18 protein-coding genes are annotated in these 23301 nt (G+C 64.9%); 3 read left to right on the top strand and 15 right to left on the bottom strand.

The window, feature by feature from the left end; translation table 11 throughout:
- Nucleotides 1–813 precede the first annotated feature (813 nt).
- From CFB49_RS09115 to CFB49_RS09175, 13 genes are all read right to left on the bottom strand, one after another.
- Complete coding sequence (locus CFB49_RS09115; protein ID WP_089491186.1) at nucleotides 814–3975, bottom strand: multidrug efflux RND transporter permease subunit; 3162 nt, start codon at nucleotides 3973–3975, stop codon at nucleotides 814–816.
- A gap of 46 nt (nucleotides 3976–4021) precedes the next feature.
- The gene (locus tag CFB49_RS09120) at nucleotides 4022–5665 is read right to left on the bottom strand and encodes an ABC transporter ATP-binding protein (RefSeq protein WP_089491187.1); all 1644 of its coding nucleotides are present in this window, start codon (nucleotides 5663–5665) and stop codon (nucleotides 4022–4024) included.
- Complete coding sequence (locus tag CFB49_RS09125) at nucleotides 5662–6777, bottom strand: ABC transporter permease (RefSeq protein WP_069620769.1); 1116 nt, start codon at nucleotides 6775–6777, stop codon at nucleotides 5662–5664. The genes CFB49_RS09120 and CFB49_RS09125 overlap by 4 nt, the downstream gene beginning before the upstream one ends.
- A complete protein-coding gene (locus tag CFB49_RS09130; protein ID WP_069620770.1) occupies nucleotides 6731–7783 on the bottom strand; it encodes a microcin C ABC transporter permease YejB in 1053 nt (350 codons plus the stop codon). Before CFB49_RS09130 ends, CFB49_RS09125 begins: the two co-directional genes overlap by 47 nt.
- A 12-nt stretch (nucleotides 7784–7795) precedes the next feature.
- The gene (locus CFB49_RS09135) at nucleotides 7796–9670 is read right to left on the bottom strand and encodes an extracellular solute-binding protein (protein ID WP_069620771.1); all 1875 of its coding nucleotides are present in this window, start codon (nucleotides 9668–9670) and stop codon (nucleotides 7796–7798) included.
- Nucleotides 9671–9910: 240 nt separating this feature from the next.
- Nucleotides 9911–12727 carry a TonB-dependent receptor gene (locus tag CFB49_RS09140; RefSeq protein WP_089491188.1) on the bottom strand — a complete coding sequence of 939 codons (2817 nt, stop codon included), beginning with the start codon at nucleotides 12725–12727 and terminating at the stop codon, nucleotides 9911–9913.
- 333 nt (nucleotides 12728–13060) lie between these two features.
- Nucleotides 13061–13636 (bottom strand): helix-turn-helix domain-containing protein, encoded by a 576-nt coding sequence (locus CFB49_RS09145; RefSeq protein WP_089491189.1) that lies wholly within the window; start codon nucleotides 13634–13636, stop codon nucleotides 13061–13063.
- 305 nt (nucleotides 13637–13941) lie between these two features.
- Nucleotides 13942–15132, bottom strand: a complete 1191-nt coding sequence (locus CFB49_RS09150) for a tetratricopeptide repeat protein (protein ID WP_069620774.1) — start codon at nucleotides 15130–15132, stop codon at nucleotides 13942–13944.
- Nucleotides 15133–15148: 16 nt separating this feature from the next.
- Complete coding sequence (locus CFB49_RS09155; protein WP_069620775.1) at nucleotides 15149–15580, bottom strand: ExbD/TolR family protein; 432 nt, start codon at nucleotides 15578–15580, stop codon at nucleotides 15149–15151.
- Nucleotides 15581–15661: 81 nt separating this feature from the next.
- The gene (locus CFB49_RS09160) at nucleotides 15662–16084 is read right to left on the bottom strand and encodes an ExbD/TolR family protein (protein ID WP_069620776.1); all 423 of its coding nucleotides are present in this window, start codon (nucleotides 16082–16084) and stop codon (nucleotides 15662–15664) included.
- Between the two features lie 20 nt (nucleotides 16085–16104).
- Nucleotides 16105–17010: a MotA/TolQ/ExbB proton channel family protein gene (locus tag CFB49_RS09165; RefSeq protein WP_069620777.1), complete on the bottom strand. Its 906-nt coding sequence runs from the start codon at nucleotides 17008–17010 to the stop codon at nucleotides 16105–16107.
- Nucleotides 17011–17096: 86 nt separating this feature from the next.
- Nucleotides 17097–17795 (bottom strand): energy transducer TonB, encoded by a 699-nt coding sequence (locus CFB49_RS09170; RefSeq protein ID WP_069620778.1) that lies wholly within the window; start codon nucleotides 17793–17795, stop codon nucleotides 17097–17099.
- Nucleotides 17796–18725: 930 nt separating this feature from the next.
- Nucleotides 18726–19214 carry an aminoacyl-tRNA deacylase gene (locus CFB49_RS09175; RefSeq protein ID WP_027784485.1) on the bottom strand — a complete coding sequence of 163 codons (489 nt, stop codon included), beginning with the start codon at nucleotides 19212–19214 and terminating at the stop codon, nucleotides 18726–18728.
- Between the two features lie 468 nt (nucleotides 19215–19682).
- Between CFB49_RS09175 and CFB49_RS09180 the strand changes: the two genes are divergently transcribed.
- On the top strand, nucleotides 19683–19976 hold the full coding sequence (locus tag CFB49_RS09180) for a YciI-like protein (RefSeq protein ID WP_069620779.1): 294 nt from the start codon (nucleotides 19683–19685) through the stop codon (nucleotides 19974–19976).
- A gap of 7 nt (nucleotides 19977–19983) precedes the next feature.
- Here CFB49_RS09180 and corA read toward each other — a convergent pair whose 3' ends face one another.
- Complete coding sequence (gene corA / locus CFB49_RS09185) at nucleotides 19984–20961, bottom strand: magnesium/cobalt transporter CorA (protein WP_069620850.1); 978 nt, start codon at nucleotides 20959–20961, stop codon at nucleotides 19984–19986.
- Nucleotides 20962–21161: 200 nt separating this feature from the next.
- Here corA and cydX point away from each other — a divergent pair, with 200 nt between their 5' ends.
- Both cydX and CFB49_RS09195 read left to right on the top strand, forming a co-directional pair.
- On the top strand, nucleotides 21162–21308 hold the full coding sequence (cydX, locus tag CFB49_RS09190; protein WP_063772904.1) for a cytochrome bd-I oxidase subunit CydX: 147 nt from the start codon (nucleotides 21162–21164) through the stop codon (nucleotides 21306–21308).
- Entirely contained in the window at nucleotides 21305–21922 is a 618-nt protein-coding gene (locus tag CFB49_RS09195) for an AAA family ATPase (protein WP_069620780.1), read from the top strand. The genes cydX and CFB49_RS09195 overlap by 4 nt, the downstream gene beginning before the upstream one ends.
- Nucleotides 21923–22038: 116 nt before the next feature.
- Here CFB49_RS09195 and CFB49_RS09200 read toward each other — a convergent pair whose 3' ends face one another.
- Nucleotides 22039–23139, bottom strand: coding sequence for a saccharopine dehydrogenase family protein (locus CFB49_RS09200; RefSeq protein WP_006481527.1), 1101 nt, complete (start codon nucleotides 23137–23139; stop codon nucleotides 22039–22041).
- Between the last annotated feature and the right edge of the window lie 162 nt (nucleotides 23140–23301).

The following is a 23301-nucleotide window of genomic DNA, read 5'->3' on the forward strand; positions in this document are numbered from 1 at the left end:
TTTGTATGCACGGAGATTCGCCGGCCTTTAAATAGCGTTGCCCCGCGTTCCTGATCCGTCATCTGGTGCTCACAACCATTCCATTCGCTTGCTTATTTCTTTCAAATTTATTTATTCTTTTTCCAAGGAAATTAAGCTTAAGTACAAGAAGCGACACACCTATAAATAAGTACCTCTAATTACATGGATCGATCCATCCATGCATCGGACGGCTGCATGCCAGCCGCACTACAAGCTGCACCTGGCACATTGTCGCCATCGGCTTCATCAACTACGGCGCATGCGCTGCGCGGTAAGGCAGTCGCCCGTTGAAGGGCTGCTTTACGTCTTCACTTTGAAAGTCTTAATGCACGGAATCTTCGTTACCGTTCACTACCAAAGTTTTACGTTGGACGCGAACATAGCAGGACAGAATCGACGCGTCAAAAAATATTTGATAGTACATAACTTTGTTTAGGTGCATTAAATGCACTCGGTTGGTGCCGAATGAAAATAGATATGGTTCATCAACCGCCACCGTTGCCTTTCTTGCTTGTTCTGCTGCTTTTTTCAACCGATCGAGAATGCGCCGCAATGGAGCACACGGCAGGCGCTCGCCGGTCCGAACTGTTTTGTTTAGCCGGGACGGATACCCGTCAAGAACGGGATTCCCCGGTCGTGCCCGTGTGGTGCTCCTCGAATAGCCGATAGGATTCCTGATAGAACCGCCCTTCGAGCACGTGCGTGGCGTCGCGCACCGCCGAATTGACGGCTTTCGTGTGTTATTCACACATCGTCGTCCCTTGATCCCTCCGCAACACCCCGTCTCGACCATCAATCGACCTCCAGATTCCCAGCCGCTTCCACGCGCTTCGTCACCGCCGCACGTCGCCCGCGCCGACCTAGGGACACGACTACCCGAAACGCCACCGGCGCGAACACGAGCCCGAACATCGTCGCCGCCAGCACGCCCCCGAACGCGCCGGTCCCGATCGAACGCCGGCTTTCCGCGCCCGCGCCGGTCGCCAGCACCAACGGCACGACGCCGAGCAGAAACGCCATCGACGTCATCACGATCGGCCGAAACCGCGCGGCCGCCGCCTCCACCACCGCCGGCCGCAGCGGCACACCGCGCGCGACGAGTTCGCGCGCGAACTGCACAATCAGAATCGCATTCTTCGCCGACAATCCGATCACCGTAATCATCCCGACCTTGAAGTACACGTCGTTCGGCATCCCGCGCGCGAGCGCCGCCGCCAACGCGCCCACGATGCCGAGCGGCACGATCGTCAGCACCGACAGCGGAATCGTCCAGCTTTCATACAGCGCGGCCAGCGCCATGAATACCGCGAGCACCGACAACCCCACCAGCAGCGGCGTCTGCCGCTCGGCGATCCGCTCCTCGCGCGCCGCGTCGACCCAGTCGTAACCGATCCCGGCCGGCAGCATGGCGGCCAGCCGCTCCATCTCCGCCATTGCCGCGCCCGAACTGGTGTGGGCCGCCGCCCGCCCGCTGACGTCGAGCGACGGGTAGCCGTCGTAGCGATTCAGCATCACGGGCCCGACCGTCCAGTGCGGCGCGGCAATGGCCGACAGCGGCACCATGTCCCCCGTCCGGTTCGGCACCGTCAGCGCCATCAACTGCGCGTCGGTCGCGCGCGCGGCCGGATCGGCCTCGATGATCACGCGGCGCATCCGGCCCGACGCCGGAAAATCGTTGATGTAGTTCGAGCCGAACGTGCCACCGAGCAGCCCAGCGACGCGCTCGAACGGCACGCCAAGTGCATATGCCTTCGCGCGATCGACGTCGAGTTCGATGCGCGGCGCATCCGGCAGGTCCTCGACATGCACGGAAGCGAGCGCCGGGTCCGTCTTCGCACGCGCGGCCAATTGCTCGCGAGCGGCTTTCAGCGCGTCGAGCCCGACCCCGCCACGATCCTCGAGACGGAACGTGAAGCCGTCCGCGTGACCGATGCCGGGCACCGACGGCGGCAGCGTCGCTTGTACGTCGCCGTCGAGAATCGCGTCGAAACGCCGGTTGAGACGATCGCGCAACGTCATCGCATCGGCGTCGCGCTGCGCCCAGTCCTTCAGCTCGACGAACGCCATCCCGACGTTCTGCCCGCTGCCCGCGAAGCTCCAGCCGATCACGCTCGTCACGTTCGCGACGGCCGGCTCCGCTCGCAGGATCGCCTCGACGCGCTGGACGACCGCGACCGTGCGCGCCTGCGTGGCGCCAGCCGGCAACTGGATCATCACCTGCAGTTGTCCCTGGTCCTCGGTCGGCAGAAAACCGCCCGGCATCATCCAGGACAGCAGCCCGCAAGCGGCCACGAGCGCGACGTAGATGCCCGCGACCGCGCCCGTGCGGCGTACCGCCGACACGGTCATGCGCCGATAACCGGCCTCCGCGCGCGCGAACGCGACGCCGAAGCGGTCGGCCACGCGCGCGCCGATGCCGCGTCGCGGCACGCGGCCACCCCCGCCTTCGCGACGGCCGACCGGTTTCAGCAGATTCGCGCACAGCGCCGGCGTGAGCGACAGCGCCATGAACGACGACACGAGCATCGACGCGATCATCGACACCGCGAACTGCCGGTAGATGCCGCCGACGCTGCCCGGGAAGAACGCCATCGGCACGAACACGGCGGTCAGCACCGCCGTCACGCCGACGATCGCCCCGCCGATCCGCTTCATCGCGCGGCGCGTCGCATCGCGCGGCGACACGCCCTCCTCCATCACGCGATGCACGCTCTCGACCACGACGATCGCATCGTCGACGAGGATGCCGATCGCCAGCACAAGGCCGAACATCGTGAACACGTTGATCGACAGCCCGAACGCCCACATCGCGACGAACGCGCCCATCAGCGTGACGGGAATCACCACGGTCGGCACGAGCGTGTAGCGCAGCTCGCGCAGGAACAGCCACATCACGCAGAACACCAGCACGACGGCTTCGGCGAGCGTCAGCACGACTTCCCGGATGGCGATCGTAACGAAATGCGCGCCGTCGAACGGAATCTCTATCGCGACGCCCGGCGGCAGCGTCTTCGACAGCTCGGCAAGCCGCGCGCGAATCGCGTTCGACGTCTCGAGCGCGTTGCCGCGCGGGCCGAGCTGGATACCGACGGTGGCCGCCGGACGGCCATTCAGCCGGGAATAGAACGAATAGTCGTCGCGGCCGATGTCGACGCGGGCGACGTCGGCGACGCGCACCACCGAACCGTCCTGCTTCGACTTCAGCACGATCCGGCCGAACTCCTCCGGCGACGTCAACTGCCCCTTGACGACGATCGTCGCGGTGAGCTGCTGGCCGTGCACGAACGGCGCATCGCCGATCGCGCCGGCCGTCACCGTCGCGTTCTGCACGCCGATCGCCGCGATCACGTCGTCGGCGCCCAGGTCGTATTCGCGCAACTTGTTCGGATCGAGCCAGACTCGCAGCGCCTCGTCGGCGTCCCATAGCTGGGCCGCACCGACTCCCGGCGCACGTTTCAGTTCGCGCAGCACGTAACGGTTCAGATAGTCGCCGAGTTGCGCGGAATCGCGCGTGCCGTCGGTCGACGTCAGCGTGACGAGCATCAGGAACGTGTTGGCGGCCTTGAACACGCCGATGCCCTGCTGCACGACTTGCTGCGGCAGCCGCGGCTCGACCTGCTTCAGCCGGTTGTTGACGTCGACGAGCGCGATGTCCGGATTAGTGCCGGGCGCGAACGTCACGTCGATCTCGAGATTGCCGTGACCGTCGCTGCTCGTCTCGTAGTACTGCAGCCCGTCGGCGCCGTCGAGGCTTTCCTCGATGATGCTGCCGACGTTGCCGTCGACCGTCTCGGTCGACGCGCCCGGATAGGTCGCGGTGATCACGACGCGCGGCGGCGCAAGGCGCGGATACTGCGCGATCGGCAATTGCGGAATGGCAAGCACGCCCGCGACGACGATCGCGAGCGCGACGATCCACGCAAACACCGGGCGGTCGATGAAGAACGACGGCATCGCGACGCGTCAGCGAACGGCACGGGCGCGCCGCGCCCGGTTCACGTCAATCATCCGCGCCCCCTTCCCGCTGCAGCGGACCCGGTTCCGGCGCGAGCATCGACGATGCGAGCAGCGCCTGCGTATACGGGTGGGACGGCGCGTGCAATACGTCGAGCGTTTCGCCCTCCTCGACCACGCGCCCCGCCTTCATCACGATGACCCGATGGGCCATCGCGCGCATCACCGCCAGATCGTGCGTGATGAACAGGTAGCTCAGTTCGTACTTCTTTTGCAGGTTCGTCAGCAGATTCAGCACCTGCTTCTGGATAGACACGTCGAGCGCGCTCGTCGGTTCGTCCAGCACCAGCAGTTCCGGCTCGACCGCCAGTGCGCGCGCGATCGCGATGCGCTGGCGCTGGCCGCCGGAAAATTCGTGTGGATAGCGCAGCATCGCGTCGGCCGGCAGGCCGACCTCCTGCAGCAGGGCCGCGATCCGCGCACGCCGCGCGGCGCCGGCCACCGTCGGCCGGTGCACGGCGAGACCTTCGCCGACGATCTGCTCGACCGTCATGCGCGGCGACAGCGAGCCGAACGGATCCTGGAACACGACCTGCATGCGGCCGTACAGCGCGCGCCGGCCGCGGGTCGTGCGCAGCGATGCCAGCGGCATGCCGTCGATCTCGATGCCACCCAACGCCGGCCGCTGCAGGCCGAGCACGGCCGCCGCCAGCGTCGATTTCCCCGATCCCGATTCGCCGACGATGCCGAGCGTCTCGCCGCGCCGCAGGCTCAGCTGCACGTCGTGCACGGCCCGGAACGCCGTCTTGCCGAACACCGCGCGCCAGCCCTTCGCCGCGATGCGGTAATCGACGGCGAGTTGCTGGACGTCGAGGATCGTCCGCGCGCCGGCCGCGACCGGTTCGACCGCGCGTTGCGGCGCGCTGTCGAGCAGCCGGCGTGTGTACGCGTGTTGCGGCGCGGCGAACAGCGCGCCGGTCGTGTTCGTCTCCACGAGCACACCCTGCTCCATCACGGCCACGCGCTGCGCGAAGCGCCGCACGAGGTTCAGGTCGTGCGTGATCAGCAGCACGGCCATCCCGCGCGCGGCGGCCTCCTGCTCCTGAAGCTCGATCAGCAGGTCGACGATCTGCTGGCGCACCGTCACGTCGAGCGCCGTCGTCGGTTCGTCCGCGAGCAACAGCCGCGGCCGGCACGCGAGCGCCATCGCGATCATCGCGCGTTGCCGCTGGCCGCCCGACAACTGATGCGGAAAACTGTCGATGCGCCGCTCCGGCTCCGGAATCCCGGTGCGCCGCAGCAGCGCGATGCCGCGCTCGCGCGCGGCGCCCGGCCGCAGCCCCTCGTGCAGCCGCAGGCTCTCGGCGATCTGCTTGCCGATCGTATAGAGCGGATTGAGCGCCGTCATCGGCTCCTGGAACACCATCGCGATATCGGCGCCGCGGATGCCGCGCATCTGCTGCTCGGTCTTCGCGAGCAGATCCTCGCCGTCGAACAGCACCTGTCCCGACAGCGTCGCCTGCTGCGCGAGCCGCAGGATCGACAGGGCCGTCACGCTCTTGCCCGAGCCCGACTCGCCGACGAGCGCCACGCGCTCGCCGCGCCCGACCGCGAGGCTCAGGTCCTGCACGGCGGCTTTCGCGCCGAAGTGCGCGGAGAACCGTCGAATGTCCAGCAAAGGGGCCGTCATCGCTGCTCCCCGCCGAAGGCCGAGCCGCGCGCGCGCGTGTCGAGCGCATTGCGCAACGCGTCGCCCATGAACGTGAGCAGCAGCAGCGTGACGACCAGCGCCGAGAACGCGGAGATCGAGATCCACCAAGCGTCGAGGTAGTTCTTGCCTTCCTGCAGCAGCTCGCCGAGGCTCGGCGTCGGCGGCTGCACGCCGAGGCCGAGGAAGTCGAGGCTCGTCAGCGACAGGATCGCCGCGCTCATCCGGAACGGCAGGAACGTGATCACCGGCGTCAGGCTGTTCGGCAGCACGTGCCGCCACATGATCTGCCAGTTCGACAGCCCCATCGTGCGCGCGGCCTTCACGTAGTCCAGCGCGCGGTTGCGCAGGAACTCCGCGCGCACGTAGTCGGACAGCACGAGCCAGCCGAACATCGACAGCAGGACGAACAGCAGCCACAGCGACGGCTCGAAGATCGACGCGAAAATGATCAGCAGGTACAGGTCGGGCAGCGCGCTCCAGATCTCGATCAGGCGCTGCCCGACGAGATCGGTGCGTCCGCCGTAGAAGCCCTGCAGCGCGCCCGTCAGCACGCCGAGCGCGACACCCGACACCGTCAGCGCGAACGCCATCAGCACCGACAGCCGAAATCCGTACAGCAGCCGCGCCAGCACGTCGCGGCCGAACTGGTCGGTGCCGAGCCAGTTGCTCGCGGACGGCGGCGCCGGATACGGCCGCGACGCGAAATAGTCGATCGTGTCGTAGCGGTAGCGGTTCGGCGGGTAGATCGCGAAGTTGCCGTGCGATTCGATCTTCGCGCGGATGTACGGATCGAGATAGTTGGTCTTCGCCGGGAAATCGCCGCCGAACTGCGTTTCCGGATAGTTCTTCACGATCGGGAAATAGAAGTGCCCGTCGTAGCGCACCACCAGCGGCCGATCGTTCGACAATACTTCGGCCAGCAGACTGAGCGCGAACAGCGTGGCAAAGATCACGAGGCTCCAGTAGCCGAGCCGCTGCGTGCGAAACCGCAGCCACGTGCGTCGCCACGGCGACGGGGACGTCGCGCATGCGACGGCGGCCGGATCAGTGATCCAGGCGGTTGAACTGGATGCGGGGGTCGACGAGGACATAGCAGACGTCAGCAATGAGTTTGGTCAGGAGGCCGATGAGCGTGAACAGGAACAGCGAGCCGAGCACCACCGGATAGTCGCGGCGAATCACCGAGTCGTACGAAAGCTGCCCCATGCCGTCGAGCGAGAACAGCGTCTCGATCAGCAGGTTGCCGTTCAGGAAGGCACCGACGAACGCGGCCGGCAGCCCGGTGAGCAGCGGGATCGCGGCATTGCGCAGTACGTGCTTCCACAGCACGTCGCGCTCCGGCGCGCCCTTCGCGCGTGCGGTCAGCACGTATTGCCGGCCGATTTCGTCGAGGAACGTGTTCTTCGTGAGGATCGTGACGATCGCGAAATTGCCGACCACCGAGGCCGTCACCGGCAACGCGATATGCCACAGATAGTCGAGGGCCTTGCCGATCAGCGTCAGCTCGTCGAAGTCGTCCGAGGTCAAGCCGCGCATCGGAAACACCTGCCAGAACGTGCCGCCGCCAAACAGCATCAGCAGCAGCACGCCAAGCACGAAGCCCGGAATCGCGTAGCCGCCGAGCACGAGCACGCTCGTCACCGTGTCGAAGCGCGAGCCGTTGCGCACGGCCTTCGCGATGCCGAGCGGCACCGACACGAGGTACGTGAGGAACACCGTCCACAAGCCGAGCGTGATCGACACCGGCAGCTTCGAGCGGATCACGGCCCATACGCTGCGGTGCGCGAAATAGGACTGCCCGAGGTCGAACGTCGCATAGCTTTTCAGCATCAGCGCGTAGCGCTCGAGCGGCGGCTTGTCGAAGCCGAACTGCTTGCGGATCTGCTCGATCTGCTGCGGATCGACGCCCTGGCTGCCGTGGTAGCCGCCCCCGCCTCCGCCCGCCTCCCCGCCGCGCGCGCTGCCGTGGCGCAATTGCGCGAGCACCTGCTCGACCGGGCCGCCCGGCACGAACTGCGTGACCGCGAACGTGATCGTCACCACCCCGATCAGCGTGGGAATCATCAGCAGCAGTCGCTTGAGTATGTATGCCAGCATGGTCGTTCTCCGTCAGGCCGCCGGAGCGGGTTGGGCCGCCGGCCGCTTCACGTACCAGTAGTCGATGATCCAGTCCTCGTACTGATAGGAAGCCGGCACGACCGGCGGATGGCCGAGCGTCGTCTTGTACGCGATCCGCGCGTTCGGCATGTAGTACTGCGGGACCAGCACGTACAGGTTGATCAGCACGCGGTCGAGCGCGTGCGTGGCCGTCTCGAGATCGTCGAGCGTGTTGGCCGCGAGCGCCGCGCGGATCAGCGCGTCGACGGCGTTCGACTTCACGCCCGGATAGTTTTCCGAACCAGTCTGCGAGGCGGCCGCGCTGCCGAAACGGCGCGTCAGCTCCGCGCCCGGGATCGTCACGGGCGAGTAGATATACGTCGTCATGTCGTACTCGAAATTGTCGAGCCGCTTCTGGTAGAGCGCGCTGTCGATCTCGTGCAGGTACGCGTGGATGCCGAGCGTCGCGAGCGCCTGCGTGTAGGGCAGGATCAGGCGATCCATGCCGGGCTGGTCGTCGATGATCTCGATCGTCATCGGCGTGCCGCTCGCGTCGCGCAGCGCGCCGTCGCGGTAATGCCAGCCGGCCTGCGCGAGCAGGTCGCGCGCTTGCCTGAGGTTCGCGCGCAGCGAGCCCGGCGGCAGCGTCGACGGCTGCTTGACCATCGGGCCGAACACCTCCGGCGGCAGCGTCGAGCGGTACGGTTCGAGCAGCGCGAGCTCCTTCGCGCTCGGCATGCCGGACGCGGCGAACGGGCTCGCGTCCCAGAAGCTGTTGGTGCGGCGGTACTGTCCGTAGAACATCATCCGGCTCATCCAGTCGAAGTCGAATGCCAGCGCGAGCGCATGCCGCACGCGCACGTCCTGGAACATCGGCTTGCGCAGGTTCATCAGGAAACCCTGCATCTGCGCGGGGCCGTCCGGGAATTCCCCCCTCTTCAGCGTGCCGTTGCCGAAATTCTTGCCGACGTACTTGCGCGCCCACTGCGTCGAGCTGTACTCCATCCGCGCGTCGACATCGCCGGCCTTGAACGCCTCGAGTGCCGTGTACTGGTCGAGATACAGCTTGAACGACACGCGTGCGAAACGGAACATCCCGCGCCGCGACGGCAAGTTCGCCGCCCAGTAGTGCGGATTGCGCACATAGGCGATCTGCTTGTCGTTCCTGCGCTGCTCGATCAGGTATGCACCGCTCGCGATCGGCGGCACGTTCGCGATCTGGTCGAACGGCGGCCGCGTACCGTCCGCGCGCTGCCCCCATTTCGGCGAGAACACCGGCAGGTCGCCCGCGATCAGCGCGGCGTCACGCTCCGCGTGCTTGAACTCGAAGCGGATCGTGTGACCGTCGACGACCACCGCGCGCCGGATGATCGAGAACTGCGCGTTGTACAGCGGCGACGCCTGCGGGCTCGTCAGCGTATCGAACGAATACTTGACGTCGGCCGCGGTGATCGGGTCGCCGTTCGAGAAGCGCGCGGCCGCGTTGATGTGGAATGTGGCCGACAGCCCGTCGGGCGCCACCTCGACGTCGTCGGCGATCAACGCGTATTCGGACGCGAGTTCGTCCCAGCTGCGCTGCATCAGCGTGTCGAACATCAGGTTCTTGATGTCCGGTGCGGGCGAGCCGCGGGTCAGAAACGGGTTGAGGGAGTCGTAGCTCTGTGCCTGATCGTAGTTTTCGAAGTTGAGCGTGCCGGTGTCCGGCGCGTCGGGATCGGCATAATCGAAATGCGTAAAATTGGCCGGGTATTTGGGTTGGTCGTATTGCGCGATCGCCGACACCGCGAGCGCCGCACGTGGCATGGCGCTGCCCGACACGAGCAGCACGGCGCATGCGAACAGCGCCGCGCGCGGCACGCCTGCCCATCGCCATTTCAACAGTTTCATGGTCCGTCTGTCCGAAAGCGTGCGGGCGCGATGCCTGCGCGCGGTAGATGCCTGTGCAGGATGCCGCGTGCCACCTGCACCCCACTGGTTGTTCGTGCTGAAAACGATCCTGCAAACTGCATCGCCGCACGTCCCGGTTGCAGGCCGTCGTGGCGCCAGGCGAAAAAGGGCCGCTCCAAAAAATGGGGAGGTGGACGTGGAGCGGCCGGTCTAAAGCCCATCAGTGCATCGCAATCGCCATCAGAACTTGTAGGTCGCGCCAACCTGTGCGAATCGACCGACATACGTGTACAGCGACGTGTCGTAGCCCGTCTGGTAACTCGCGTTCATATAAACCGGGTCGAACGGCGGCGCACGATTGAAGATGTTGTCGATGCCCGCGTAGATCGTCCAGTGCTTGAAGCCGGTGTAGCTGACCATCAGGTTGAACTGGCTGTACGAAGCCACGCTGTCCTGCATGTTCGGATATTGGCCCGGCGACAGGATGGCCTGGCTGTACGGCCCCGTGAACATCCACGTCAACGTTGCGTTCCATTGGTTGTGGTAGTTCCAGTTCAGACTCGTGTTGCCCTTCCAGCGCGGGAAACTGCCGCCGAACGGCTCGTTCAGCGAACCGTTGTTGCCCGCGAAGTCGGTCGTCTCGCCGCCCACCGGCATCTTGAAGTGCCACACGTAGGCCCAGTCGCCCGACAGCGTGAAAGTGCCGATCTTGGTCGACACTGATTGGCGGAAGGTGGTCTCGAAGCCGTCCGTATCGAGCGACGACAGGTTCATGTACGGCAGCAGCACGTACGCGATCGAGCCGTTCGGGTTACGGATCACCTTCGACGGATCATTCTGGTCGACCACCGTCTGGATGTCTTCCGTGCCAATCACGTTGTCGATGTGGATCTTGTACCAGTCGAAGCCGAAATCGGTATTGCGGGTGGGCGACAGCTGGAAGCCGATGTTGTAGTTCTTGGTCCGCTCCGGCTGCAGCTTGCTGTTACCGGTCTGCACTTCCTCAACGAGGTTGTATGCGTTCGGGTTGTTAGGATCGTTCGCATCGACCGCGCCTTGCGCGCCGTAGGTCCGCGACGAGGTGTTTTCGATCAGCGTCGGTGCGCGGAAGCCACGGTTGTAGGAACCGTACATCGTCAGCTCGCGGATCGGCTGGAAGCGCAACGCGAAGCGCGGCGAGAACGCGCCACCGAAGTCGCTGTAGTGGTCATAACGCCCCGACTGGCTGAACGTCAGGTTCTTCAGGATAGGAATGTCGATCTGGTAGTAGACCGCCGCGACGTTGCGCTCCCCGTTGACCGATTGCAGCGACGGCTGGATGAGCGTGCCATTCGCGTAGTCCGCGCCCGTACCGATGTACTGGCTCTGGTGCGTGAATTGCGTACCGAGACCCAGGCCGACGTTACCCGTGGGCAACGTGAACAGGTTCGGCGTCGACAGCGTCGCGTCGACAGCGTCGAGCTTCGTGATGGCCTGTGTCGACGTGCTTCCGTACAGCCCGTTCAACCCGTTCGGTGTCGACGATGGATTGGCGAAATTGAATACGCCGTTCTGGACGATATTCTCCAGTGCGGCCGCGTTGATCAGGTTCGAATAGTTGTTCGACACCGTGTCCTGCGAATGCGTGTAGGACGCCGTCCAATCCCAATCCCCCACGCGCGGCGTGCTGAACGAGCCTTTCACGCCTGTCGCGGCACGCCAGAAGTTGGAGCTCGTATGCACGGCCTGCGCGGCCGGGAACGCGTAGACCAGCTTCGCCGGCACGCCAAACGGGTTATACGGGTTGCTGCCCGGTACAAGGTTCGAAATCGGGTTGAGACCGCCCGTCGCCGGATCATAGGTCTGCGTGCTGTTACCGAGGCGGCCGACGAAGTTGTTCGTGACCGTCGTATTGTTGCTTTCCCACAGATCGGCGAACGCCTGCATCGCGTCGTTGATCTTGAAGTCGGCGTGCACCTTCGCGCTCAGACGTTCAGTCCACGGCGACAGCGACGATGCGTACGCGGTGTTGTTTGCGCAGACCGTGCCGGGCCCGTTGACCTGCGCGACGGAGGTGCCCGGCACGGCCTGGCCTCCGTTCGGACACGGGCTCAGCGGCACCTTCGCGCCGGTGGTCGGATTGCGCCAGTAGGAGACGCTCTGGTTCGACAGGCCGCCCGGGAAATTGGAGAAGTTCTGGTTCTGCGTCGTGTCGCGATCGGCGATCGAAATGCCGTTCGACTTGTAGTAGCTGAGCGCCGCCGTCACGTTGAAGCGGTCCGCGTTCAGGTCACCGAAGCCGCCGAGGACGCTGAACTTCGTCGTGCCCTGGCCACCTTCACCGTTCGTCGCGCCACCGTAGCTGCCACCCAATTCAAGACCCTGAAAGTTTTTCTTCGTGATGATGTTCACCACGCCCGCGATTGCGTCGGAACCATACTGAGACACCGCGCCGGTCTTGACAATTTCGATACGGTCGATGATGTTGAGCGGCAGCGTGTTCAGGTCGAAGAACTGATCGCTGCCGTTCACCGCGAACGCATACGGCGACACCCGCATGCCGTCGATCAGCACCAGCGTGTATTTCTCGCTGAGGCCGCGCAGCGCGATACCTGCGCCGCCCGGTGCGAAGCTGTTCGTCGAGCCTTCGCTCCAGCTGCTTGCCGAATTCGCCGAGGTGCTGCGCAGGTAGTCGGCGACGCTGGTCTGGCCGCTGTTCTCGATGTCCTTGCTCGTGACGGTCTGAACCTGGTTGAAGCCGACCTTGTCGGCCTGCCGGATCAGCGAACCCGTCACTTCGAACCGCTTGATCTGCGCGACCTTGCCCTGCCCATTCGCGCCAGGCGTCGCCACGGGTGCCGCTCCGGATCCCGCAGCCCCCGTGGCAGCGACAGCACCCGCCGCACCGTCCGCCTGTGCAACGGTCATCGGTGCGCCGTTCGCGACTGCGTCCGCGATCGATGCGGCTCCCGGCGCCGGCTGGCTCTGGGCGAACGCGGGCGGCACCAGCGCGGCCGTCAGCGCCAGCTCCGCCCAGACTATCCGCTTGATGGCCAACGCCAAAACTCTCTGCTTCATCTTGTTCCCTCTCGCTCGTAGTAAGACCCCACCTGCTGCACTCCTTGCTCGCCCTGGGCGCCCGTGTAACGGAACCCGCGATAGCCACGCTTCCGACTGCCACGACTCGAACGGATCGGCCTCGGGGCACCCGTGCCACTCAGCATCACCGTCTCTATAATTTGATTCGTCTTACTTACTACATGGAATGAGCGCACTTCCTGCTACTTCCGATTCGATGGACGACGGGCCCGCCCTGTCGGCAGCGAAAATGTTCGCCCGCCGTATTGCGTGCGGCCTTCCATCGATCGGTGACTTCTCCTGCATCGCGGCGTACGGCGCCTGCCGCCTCGGCTAGAACAGCCGCGGCGTACCAACCCAGACGATCACCGCCTCTTCGTCGGCCGTGTTGTGCCACGCATGCGGCATCGTCGACTCGTAGTGCGCGGTGTCGCCCGTGCTCAACACGAACGTGCAATCCTCCAGCGTGAGCGCGACCCTTCCACGCATCACATAGAGGAACTCCTCTCCTGCATGCGTCGTCACTTCCGACGGCGACTGCCCCGCCGGTATTCTGACGAGAATCGCGTCGAGCTTGCGGCCGTCCACGAGATTCGTCAGCCGGGCAAAGGAATTCGCCGAGTTCGTGAACTGGAAATACCGCAGTGCATCGCCGCGGCACACCGAGCGCGCCTCGGTCGGCGTGTCGATGAAGTACTGCACCGTCACACCGAGCGCCTTCGCAATCCGGACCAGCGACGTGATCGACGGCGTCGCGCGCCCGCGCTCGACCTGCGACAGGAACGGCTTCGATATCCCTGCCGTCGTGGCCGCTTCGTCGAGCGTGAGTTTCAGCCGCTGCCGAAGCGCGCGGATCTTGTTGCCGAGCGAAACCGCGACGAGCACCGATTCATCGGGAGGCAAGACCATGGAAGAACGGACCCTCTCAATCGAAATCGGTTTGATGTCGGCGGGCCTTGCCCGGCGCCATGAGGCTGCCGCCGCGGCGCGAGGCTCCGCTGCCCTTTGCCGCCGCGCGCACGTCGCACGCCGCGCGAAACGGGATTCCCGCTTCGCGGTCTCGCGATTCGCGCTCATTTCATTCGGCTTACTAATTAACAAGGCTTCCCCTTTTCGTCGTCCAGTCAGACTTCCCTTCCTTCAGGTGGCGCAATGGCACGTGTATGCGGTACGGCGCCCATCCCGCGTTTGGCCCCCGCGTCCCCAGCGTCGCCTTACCGCGACGCGACGACCGTCCAGAGCTTCGCCAGATCCGCCGATCCGTCGGTACCCTTCACCGTATGCAGCACCTGGACCGCATGCGCCTTCTGGCCCGCCACGTAGTACGCCTCGCCGAGCCGCAGCCGCGCCGCATCGGGATGCTCGAGCCCGCCCTTCGCGATCGCCTGCTCCATCATCGACAGCCCCTGCGCCGCGTGGCCCGCGAACACCAGATTCATGCCGGCGTCGATCGGCGCCACCGGGTCGGCAGCGTCCGCGCCCGACTGCGCGCGCCTCGCGGCCAGCGCCTGCAGCCGTTTCTCGCGGTCCGCCTGCGCGTCCTTGCCCAACACGCCGGACGCGAAGCCCTGATCGATCACCTGCCGGCCCTCGGCCGGCGTGCCCGCCACCAGCGCGAGCTGCGTCATCTCCATATAGGCGTCGGCCGTCGTCAGCGAGCCCGTCGCCCTGCGCAGCCGATAGATGTCGAGGTCGAGCGACGACAGATAACCGGGGCTGCCGCGAATGGCCGAAACCATTTCCTCCCAGTACGCGGGGCTCGGATGATAAGCCACCAACATGCCGAGCGCGCTGCGATACGCACCGGAATCCTTGCTCTTTTGCGCACAGGTCGCCAGCATCTGCAACTGCCCTTCGTCCGGCGCGTGGCCGGCCTTCACCTGTGCATCCGCGCCCGCCTTCAACTGGCTCACGACCTGGCTGCAATCGTTCGACAAGTAATACGACTGCGTGAGCAGCGTGTGCATTTCCGGATCCGTGCCGCCCGCCTTCAGGTAGCGCTGCGCGACGCGGATCGCCTGCGGATAGTTCTTCTGCTGGAAGTAGATTCCCGCGAGCGCCGCCGTCGTCCGCTGCTCGTCCGCACCCGACAGGCGTCCCGAGTTCAGAACGGTTTCGTAGGCCTGCGCGGCCACGCCGGTATCGCCGGCCGCCATCGCCGCCGCGCCGCGCGTCGCTTCCACCATGTAGGTCTCATACGGCGTGCGGTTGGGCACGGCGGCCGCCTGCGCGATCTTGCCGAGCGCGTCGCGATACTTGTGCGCGCGATACAGGTCCTGCGCCGCCGCCAGCGGCTTCGCCACCTCGGGCCGCAACGCGTCGGCCGTCCACGCCGGCCGGCCGAGCATGCAGGCCGCACCGAGCGCCGTCAGCGCCATCATCCGTTTCCATCGTCGCTGGTTCATCGGTTGGCCCGTTCCATCATTGCATGAACTGCTCGTTTCCGATCAGGCCGATCTTCGTCGCGCCCACGCGCTGCGCGGACGCCAGTACGGCCGCCACGTCCTTGTACGGCGCCAGCTTGTTCGGTCGCAGATGGATCTCCGCCTGCACGGGCTCGTGCGCGACCTGCGTCAGCTTCGCCTCGAGTGCCGCGCGGTCCGGCACCGGTGCGCCGTTCCACGTCGTCGTGCCGTCGAAGTCGATGTCGATCTGCACGACTTCCGGCTGCGTGGCCGGCGGCGGCGGATTGCCCACCGGCAGGTCCATCTTCACCGAATGCATCTGGATCGGGATCGTGATGATCAGCATGATCAGCAGCACCAGCATCACGTCGATCAGCGGCGTGGTGTTGATGTCGACCATCACGTCCGGCTCGCTGCCGCCCCCGCCCGAAGGCACGTTCATTCCCATCGTCTGCTCCTGTCGATGCCTGCTCCGATCCCTTGCGTCGCCGTCGATCGACAGCGGCGCGTGTGCCGTCCCCACGCAACGTTAACCACCACGCGCCGGCGGTTCCGTAATGAACGACACCTTCGCGATACCCGCGCGCTCGCACATCGTGATGACCCGGCCGATGAACTCGTAGCGCGTGTTCTGGTCGCCCCGCACGTGCACGCTCGGCTGCGGCTGCTGCTGCGACACACCCTTCAGCTTCGCGAGCAAAGCCGATGCGTCCACCCGCTGCTCGCCCCAGAAGAAATCGCCGTCGCGGTTCACCGCGATCTCGACGCTCTTCGGCGTGGTCTGCAGCGGCTGCACGACCTCCTTCGGCAACTGCAGCTGGATCGTGTGCGTGACGACCGGAATCGTGATCAGGAAGATGATCAGCAACACCAGCATCACGTCGACGAGCGGCGTCGTGTTGATGTTCGCGATCACCTCGTCGCTTTCGTCCTGCCCGACGTTCATGCCCATCGCGCGCCTCCGTCAGCCGGTCAGTTCACGAGCGACGCGGCCGCCGACGGCACGCGAGCAGGACGCTTGCTGCCGGCCAGCAGCACGGTATGCAGCTGCGCGCCGAAGTTGCGGACCCGCTCCATCACCGACTTGTTGCGCCGGACCAGGAAGTTGTAGCCGAGTACGGCAGGCACGGCGACCGCCAGGCCGATCGCCGTCATGATGAGCGCCTCGCCGACCGGGCCCGCGACCTTGTCGATCGACGCCTGGCCGGCAATCCCGATCGCCGTCAGCGCGTGATAGATCCCCCAGACCGTGCCGAACAGCCCGACGAACGGCGCGGTCGAGCCGACCGTCGCCAGGAACGCGAGGCCGTCCTGCATGCGGTTCGACACGTTCGTGATCGAGCGCTCGACGGACACGTCGATCCACGTGTTGCGGTCCACTGCCTCGAGCAGCGCCTCGTCGTGATGCTCGCCCGCCTCGATCGCCGTTTCGGCGATGAAGCGGAACGGCGATGCCTCGTCGAGCAGCTTCGCGCCCTCGGCCAGCGACGGCGCGCTCCAGAGCTGCGCGTCCGCAAGCTTCGCGCGGCGGTTCGCCCGCAACTGCTCGACGAACTTCGTGACCATGATGTACCAGCTGCCCATCGACATGATCACGAGCAGGATCAGCACGAACCGCGCGACGAAGTCGCCGTTCTTCCAGAGCGCCCCGAGCCCGTACGGATTCTCGACGGCTTCGGTCGCGGCAGGCGCCGGCGGCGGGGCCGGCTCGGCGGCGGACGGCGCCGGCGTCGCCGTCGCGGCCTGTGTCGACGCGTCGGATGCCGCCGTGGCTCCGCTCGCTTGCGCGTAAGCGAATTGCGGTGCAACGAGCCCGTCGATTGCAGCGACGGACATCAACAGGCTTGCCGCCAGCGCGGCCAGAGAACGCTTGGTCATACCCCACTCCAATTATTTCGTTGAACTTACAATGAAGGTTCGAGCCGGTTTTCCCCGGTCCGGCGCCCGCCGGACCGCCCACTGCATCAATTCAGGTTGAACGAGAACGGTACCTGGACCCGCACTGCCTGGCCTTGCGCCACGCATTTGAACCGCTTCACGGTGTTGTAGGCCGCACGATCGAGCACCGGATCGGCCGACTGGGCCACGCGCTCGTTCGTGATGTTCCCTTCCGCATCCACGACGAACTCGATCGTCACGTCACCCGTGATGTTGTTTTCCTGCGCTTCCTTCGGGTACTGCATCGACGCGCGAATCGTGTCCGAATTCGGGCAGACGACCCCGACTTCGTGACTGACCGGCTTGGCAGGCGCGGGCGGTGCGATGACCGGCGCCTGCACGGCCGGCGCGGACGGCGCCGGTGCCGACTGGTGCGTGATGGTCGCCTGCGGCGGCGCCTGCACCGGCACTTCGGGCGGAGGCACGAACGGCGGCGGCGGCGGCGCGAACTTCGGCGGCGGAAGCTTGACGACCGGCATCGGCGGCGGTGGCGGCGGCTTCACCGGCTCGATGATGCGGGTTTCGATCGGATGCTGGATCACCTGCACGACTTTGGTCGCGAGGCCATTGAGCAATGCGTAGATCAGCACTGCATGCAACAGGAGGACGACTGCGATGCCGCCGAAACGGCGCACCGGATTCTGCTGCTTCTTGCCGAATTCCCGCGGACGCCCCAGCGTGGCCAGTCCGCTGTTCGAAGCAACCAGATGCTCTTCGACTTTCATGCCCACTATCCTTCCCCCAAGCGAATCGCCCAGTTTCGCGATGATGGCCGGCGCCGGAACCCGGTCGGTTCCGTCTCCGCCTCAACGCGAAATTTCATTTTTAATTCAATCTGCAATCCGAATTGAAAGCATCGAATCCGGATCCCGATTTATTCAATTTCAAGGAATCGTTTCAACCGCAACGGGATAGCCGCCCTATCCGGCGTCCACCCGCACCAGCGTGGTCAGGCAATTGTCAGCTACGTCGACACGGGCACATTTCTCGTATGACGGTTGGATCCTTCGTTACACGCCGATGTCAGCCGGGCCGTTCGTCTTGGGTGCAGAAGATAGCAAGGAAAAAATTTGGGCGTCAAACTTTATTTGATGCCCGAATACAAAGTTTGGAGACATTACTCGAATAACGAGTTAGTAAACTTCATTAACCATTTCCCATTGATTTAGTAATTGATTTGTATGGTTGTCGCACTCATTCGGTGATTCGCGCACAAATAATCACCACTTTAGTGCGTCGCACCGAATTGACACGCGCGTAAGAATTTTCCGGATGCGTTTCGTTGGGGGCAGCGAGGGACGGCAGCCAGTGACCCACTGCCGCGCATGCATCCCGTGTGAGGTCACGGCCCACGCATGCCAAGAAGGGCTTGCATCAGCGCGAACAGGCTCTAGCCGATTCCACGGCGGCCCCACGATGCGCGGATGGCGCTCGCATCGCCTATATATCAAGGATTACAAATCAAATCCGATAAATCCGGCCGCTCATCCGCGCTCCGTTAAATGATTTGCATAACCAATCTATTTTTCGAAGCAGGACACCGCTGCATCAGCATGAATCCATTGCCCGCCCCCTGCGCGCACCGGCATCTCCCCTCACCTAACCCGGCGGAAAATGCCTGCGCGCATGCTTCCTCGACGAACCACCGGCATCGCTCAGGACAGCATCATCCCCTGCATCCTGTGCGAGAAATGCGCGCGCTCGGCCGTCTCCATCAGCATCAGGAATTCGTCCTGCGTCATGTGAATCAGCGCCTCGTGATCGCCGGCCTCGAAATAGACTTCCGGCTGCTGCGCGAGGCGCTCCTCGAGGAACGTCTTCATCCCGTACGCCATGCAGACCGGCGGCAGCGCGCCCATGTCGCAATCCTTGAACAGCTCGCGCAATTCGACCTCGCGGGCGAGCACGAGATGGCGTCCCGTCTTCACCCAGAGATCCGACAGACGCACGGCATGCGTCGTCGGCAATACGGCGGCGACGTAGCCCTCGGCGTCCTCGAGGAGCACGGTTTTCGCAAGACGGTCGCCGGGAATATGCGCGGCGGCGGCCGTCTCCATGCTCGTATGGCTATAGGGGTGGTACACGACTTCGTACCGCGATGACTTCTGGCGCAGGCAATCCTGCAGGGTGGCTGAGACCGGCATGGCGCACCTCGTCTGGGCGAATCGGGTCAATCGGGCGAACGACGTTCGCTCCGGATTCGTTCAGCATAGGTCGCATTTCGGCCCAATGGAAACGCTCACGTGCGACGCCCGACGGAGATGGCCCGCCGCCGGCCGCCTGTCGCTTTTCATCCGCTCGCCGCCCTCGCCGGCTTGCAAAATCCGGACCCGGCACAGGCTTGGAGGGCCCTCATTTCTGTAGACGAACTTTAGGGGACGCCTATGTAAAGGCGGATAAGCTCGACAATTGGATGATGACGAGATGCTAGACTGTTAGTTGCATTTTTTGCAGAAACCAACGAGATCCCCGCCCGGATGCGTTGTTCAAAAAAGCGAGCCGCCAATGCCCGCACGCACGCCGGCCAACCCCGTCGCCAACGGCTTTCCCGGTGCCCTATACTGACCCGGCCGCCCACTGTCCCGCGGCGGAAACCGACTCCTGGAGCGACCATGCATTACCAGTTGATCTACGAACTCGTCGACGATTACCTGTCGCGGCGCGAGCCGTTCCGTGCGGAGCACCTCGCGCTCGCGCAGGCCGCGACCGAGCGCGGCGAACTCGTGCTCGCCGGTGCGCTGGCGGAGCCGGCCGATCAGGCCGTGCTCGTGTTCGAAGGCGATTCGCCGGAAGCGGCCGAATCGTTCGCACGCGCCGATCCGTACGTGCAGAACGGCCTCGTGAAATCGTGGCGCGTGCGGCCGTGGCGCGTCGTGGTCGGCAAGCACGCGCCGCGTCCTGCGTGAAATCGGGCTACAGCCACCCTGCCCGCTTGAAGCGCCACCACAGCGCGAGATCGGCGATGGCCATCACCGCGATGCAGCCGTAGAACCCGTATTTCAGGTGCAGCTCGGGCATGTTCGCGAAGTTCATCCCGTAGATGCCGGCAATCATCGTCGGTATCGCGAACAGCGCGGCGAACGAGCCGAGCCGCTTGGTCACCTCGTTCTCCGCGAGCGATATCATCCCGAGGTTGACCTGGATCGCGGTGACGACCATCTCGCGGCGCCCTTCGATCGTCTTCACGATCCGCTGCAGATGGTCGTACACATCGCGGAAGTAGGCCGCCATCCCGCTGCAGACCTGCGGCACGCGCCCGCCGGTGAGCTTCGCGAGCGGCTCCATCAGCGGTGCCGTGTGCTGGTACAGCAGCACGAGCCGGCGCTTCAGCGAATAGAGATCCTCGATGATCGCGCGCGACGACGCGGGCGTCGCCTTCGCGAAGATGCGATCCTCGAGTTCCTCGAGCTCGGCGCCGAGCGTTTCGAGAATCGGGAAATACCGGTCGACGACCTGATCCATCAACGCATAGAACACGAACGCCGAACCTTCCCGCAGCAGATGCGGCTCCCGCTCGCAGCGCTTGCGCACGTCGCGGAAGTCGTGCTCGGTATGGTTGCGGATCGACAGCACGTAATTCGGGCCGACGAACACGTTCAGTTCGCCGACCTTGAATTCGTCGTCGTCGTCGAGTTCGACGGTATGCAGCACCGCGAACAGCGAATCGCCGTATTCCTCGATCTTCGGCCGCTGATGACCCTTGCGGGCGTCCTCGAGCGCCAGCTCGTGCAACCCGAACTCCTCGCCCATCAGGTCGATTTCCTCGGGCGTGGGATCCTTCAGCGCGACCCATACGAAGCATTCGGGCTTCGACACGTAATCGCTGATGGCATCGATGTCGATATCGGCCAGCTTGCGGCCGTCCTGGTAAGCAGCGCAGTTGATCAGCATGTTGTTCACGATGTTGCGGTTTGCGCATCAGTTTACCGGTTTGCTGCACGGACGGCCCGGCTTGCGCGGCACGCCGATATTGGTCATGATCGGGCTGCGTGCGCCGCAGCACGCGCGTCGGGGCACGTCGACAGGCCCGCCGGGTCTGCGTTGCGCAATGCACAACGGCCGTGCGGCCCCACCGTCAAGGAGGCAGACCTATGTGGTATTTCTCGTGGATACTCGGCATCGGCGTGGCGCTCGGCTTCGGCATCATCAACGCGATGTGGCTGGAAGCGGAAGTGTTCTCGCGCGGCGACAAGCGCAGCGACACGTCGCGCCAGGAGGCGGGGAGCCGGTATTCGTGACGCATCTCGTGTTCTTCTGCGGTCACGCCGGCACCGGCAAGACCACGCTCGCGAAGCGGCTCATCGGGCCGCTGATGCGCGCGACCGGCGAAGCGTTCTGCCTGCTCGACAAGGACACGCTGTACGGCCGCTACAGCGCGGCCGCGATGGGCGCGCTCACGGACGATCCGAACGACCGCGACAGCCCGCTCTACCTGAAACATCTTCGCGATCCCGAATACCAGGGCCTGCTCGACACGGCCCGTGAAAATCTCGCGCTCGGCATCGGCGCGCTCGTGGTCGGCCCGCTGTCGCGCGAAGTGCGCGACCGGCGCATCCTCGATCGCGCATGGCTCGGCATCGCGCCCGACGTCACGCTGACGGTCGTCTGGGTCCACACGTCGGAAGACGTCGCGCATCAGCGGATCGTCGCGCGCGCCAATCCGAACGATGCATACAAGCTCGCGCATTGGGACGAATACCGGCAGCGCCGCTTCGTGCCGACCGGCCGCGAATGCGACGGCATCGTGATGTTCGACAACACCGCGCCGTCCGATGCGGACATCGACGCGCTGCTGTACCGCATCGTGCCGCCGCCGCAACCGGCGACGATGGTCCCGCCGCTGCCGGCCTGAGCGCGCCGCCCGGCGCCCTTCCCACTTCTTCAAAAAACAACGCCGGAAGCGCTGCTGCGCTCCCGGCGTCGTACGGCCCTCGTGCCGCAGATGGGCGAATGGTGCGGTGACCGCGGTCAGGCAACCGCGTGCACGCGCTCCATCGTGCCGCCGTCGTACAGCTTGCCGAAACGGTTCGACAGGAACGCCTTCAACGACACCTTTTCCTGCGGGATGAAACCGCTCTGCGGCAGCTTCTTTTCGCGGAACAGATCGAGCACCGCGCACATCGCGCCGGCCGTCGTGATCTGGATCGCGCTCATGTGCATCCCGCACACGTCCTTCGCGAAGATCTTGCGCGTGAACACGTCCTGCACCAGTTGGCCGTCCTTCACGCCCGTCACCGTGACGAACACGAGCACGACGTCCTGCTTCGTCGACGGCACCGCGCGGCGCATGATCGACTTCAGCGTGTCGCGATCGGTCGACAGGCGCAGGTCTTCCAGCAGGAACTGGACGAGCTCGCGGTGGCCCGGGTAGCGCACCGACTTGTAGTCGAGCGTCTCGACCTTGCCCGACAGCGTCTCGCACAGCGTGCCGAGGCCGCCCGACGTGTTGAACGCTTCGTATTCGGTGCCGTCGAGCGAGAAGTGCTCGAGGCCTTCGAGCGGCTGCACCCACTGCTTGCGGCCGTCGCGGATCGCTTCGCACGGCTGGCAGTATTCGTTGATCAGGCCGTCGACGCTCCACGTGAGGTTGTACTTCAGCGCGTTGGTCGGATATTCGGGCAGCGCGCCGACGCGCATCTTCACGTCGCGCACTTCGCTGAAGCCGTTCACGAGCTCGTGCGCGGCGATGCCGATGAAGCCCGGCGCGAGGCCGCATTGCGGCATGAACGCGCGGTCGGAGCCGTCGGCCAGTTCGCGGATCGCGTGGGTGGCGCGCACGTCTTCGGTCAGGTCGAAGTAATGAACGCCCGCGGCCTTCGCGGCGGCGGCCACGTTGACCGCGAGGTAGTAAGGCAGCGCGTTGACGAGCGCATCGAAGCCCTTCACCGCTTCGCGAATCGCATTCGCGTCGGCCGAATCGACCCGTTGCGTCGCGATGCCTTCGCGCGACAGCTTCGCGAGCGCATCCGCGTCGCGGTCGAACGCGACGACTTCGTAGTCGCCCGTTTCGCGCAGCATGTGAGCAATGGTGTGGCCGATCAGACCTGCGCCGACGATGGCGATTTTCATGCGCTTATCTCCTGATGATGGGTTGGTGTTGTGGACGGCGTTGAGCCATGGACACAGTGTAGGGACGCTCAAAATCAGTTCCAAGACGAAGAATGATGCGAAACGACCTGTAGTTTAGACGTTATGACGATACATTTCGTCGAAATGACCAATTCATCTAAA

It is taken from the genome of Burkholderia sp. AU17457, assembly GCF_002223255.1.
In the GTDB taxonomy this organism is placed as follows: domain Bacteria; phylum Pseudomonadota; class Gammaproteobacteria; order Burkholderiales; family Burkholderiaceae; genus Burkholderia; species Burkholderia sola.

Coding starts and splice junctions, on each gene's coding strand:
- CFB49_RS09115 (WP_089491186.1), bottom strand. CDS start 3,975: ATGCCGTCGTTCTTCATCGACCGCCCGGTGTTTGCGTGGATCGTCGCG.
- CFB49_RS09120 (WP_089491187.1), bottom strand. CDS start 5,665: ATGACGGCCCCTTTGCTGGACATTCGACGGTTCTCCGCGCACTTCGGC.
- CFB49_RS09125 (WP_069620769.1), bottom strand. CDS start 6,777: ATGTCCTCGTCGACCCCCGCATCCAGTTCAACCGCCTGGATCACTGAT.
- CFB49_RS09130 (WP_069620770.1), bottom strand. CDS start 7,783: ATGCTGGCATACATACTCAAGCGACTGCTGCTGATGATTCCCACGCTG.
- CFB49_RS09135 (WP_069620771.1), bottom strand. CDS start 9,670: ATGAAACTGTTGAAATGGCGATGGGCAGGCGTGCCGCGCGCGGCGCTG.
- CFB49_RS09140 (WP_089491188.1), bottom strand. CDS start 12,727: ATGAAGCAGAGAGTTTTGGCGTTGGCCATCAAGCGGATAGTCTGGGCG.
- CFB49_RS09145 (WP_089491189.1), bottom strand. CDS start 13,636: ATGGTCTTGCCTCCCGATGAATCGGTGCTCGTCGCGGTTTCGCTCGGC.
- CFB49_RS09150 (WP_069620774.1), bottom strand. CDS start 15,132: ATGAACCAGCGACGATGGAAACGGATGATGGCGCTGACGGCGCTCGGT.
- CFB49_RS09155 (WP_069620775.1), bottom strand. CDS start 15,580: ATGGGAATGAACGTGCCTTCGGGCGGGGGCGGCAGCGAGCCGGACGTG.
- CFB49_RS09160 (WP_069620776.1), bottom strand. CDS start 16,084: ATGGGCATGAACGTCGGGCAGGACGAAAGCGACGAGGTGATCGCGAAC.
- CFB49_RS09165 (WP_069620777.1), bottom strand. CDS start 17,010: ATGACCAAGCGTTCTCTGGCCGCGCTGGCGGCAAGCCTGTTGATGTCC.
- CFB49_RS09170 (WP_069620778.1), bottom strand. CDS start 17,795: ATGAAAGTCGAAGAGCATCTGGTTGCTTCGAACAGCGGACTGGCCACG.
- CFB49_RS09175 (WP_027784485.1), bottom strand. CDS start 19,214: ATGCCGGTCTCAGCCACCCTGCAGGATTGCCTGCGCCAGAAGTCATCG.
- CFB49_RS09180 (WP_069620779.1), top strand. CDS start 19,683: ATGCATTACCAGTTGATCTACGAACTCGTCGACGATTACCTGTCGCGG.
- corA (WP_069620850.1), bottom strand. CDS start 20,961: ATGCTGATCAACTGCGCTGCTTACCAGGACGGCCGCAAGCTGGCCGAT.
- cydX (WP_063772904.1), top strand. CDS start 21,162: ATGTGGTATTTCTCGTGGATACTCGGCATCGGCGTGGCGCTCGGCTTC.
- CFB49_RS09200 (WP_006481527.1), bottom strand. CDS start 23,139: ATGAAAATCGCCATCGTCGGCGCAGGTCTGATCGGCCACACCATTGCT.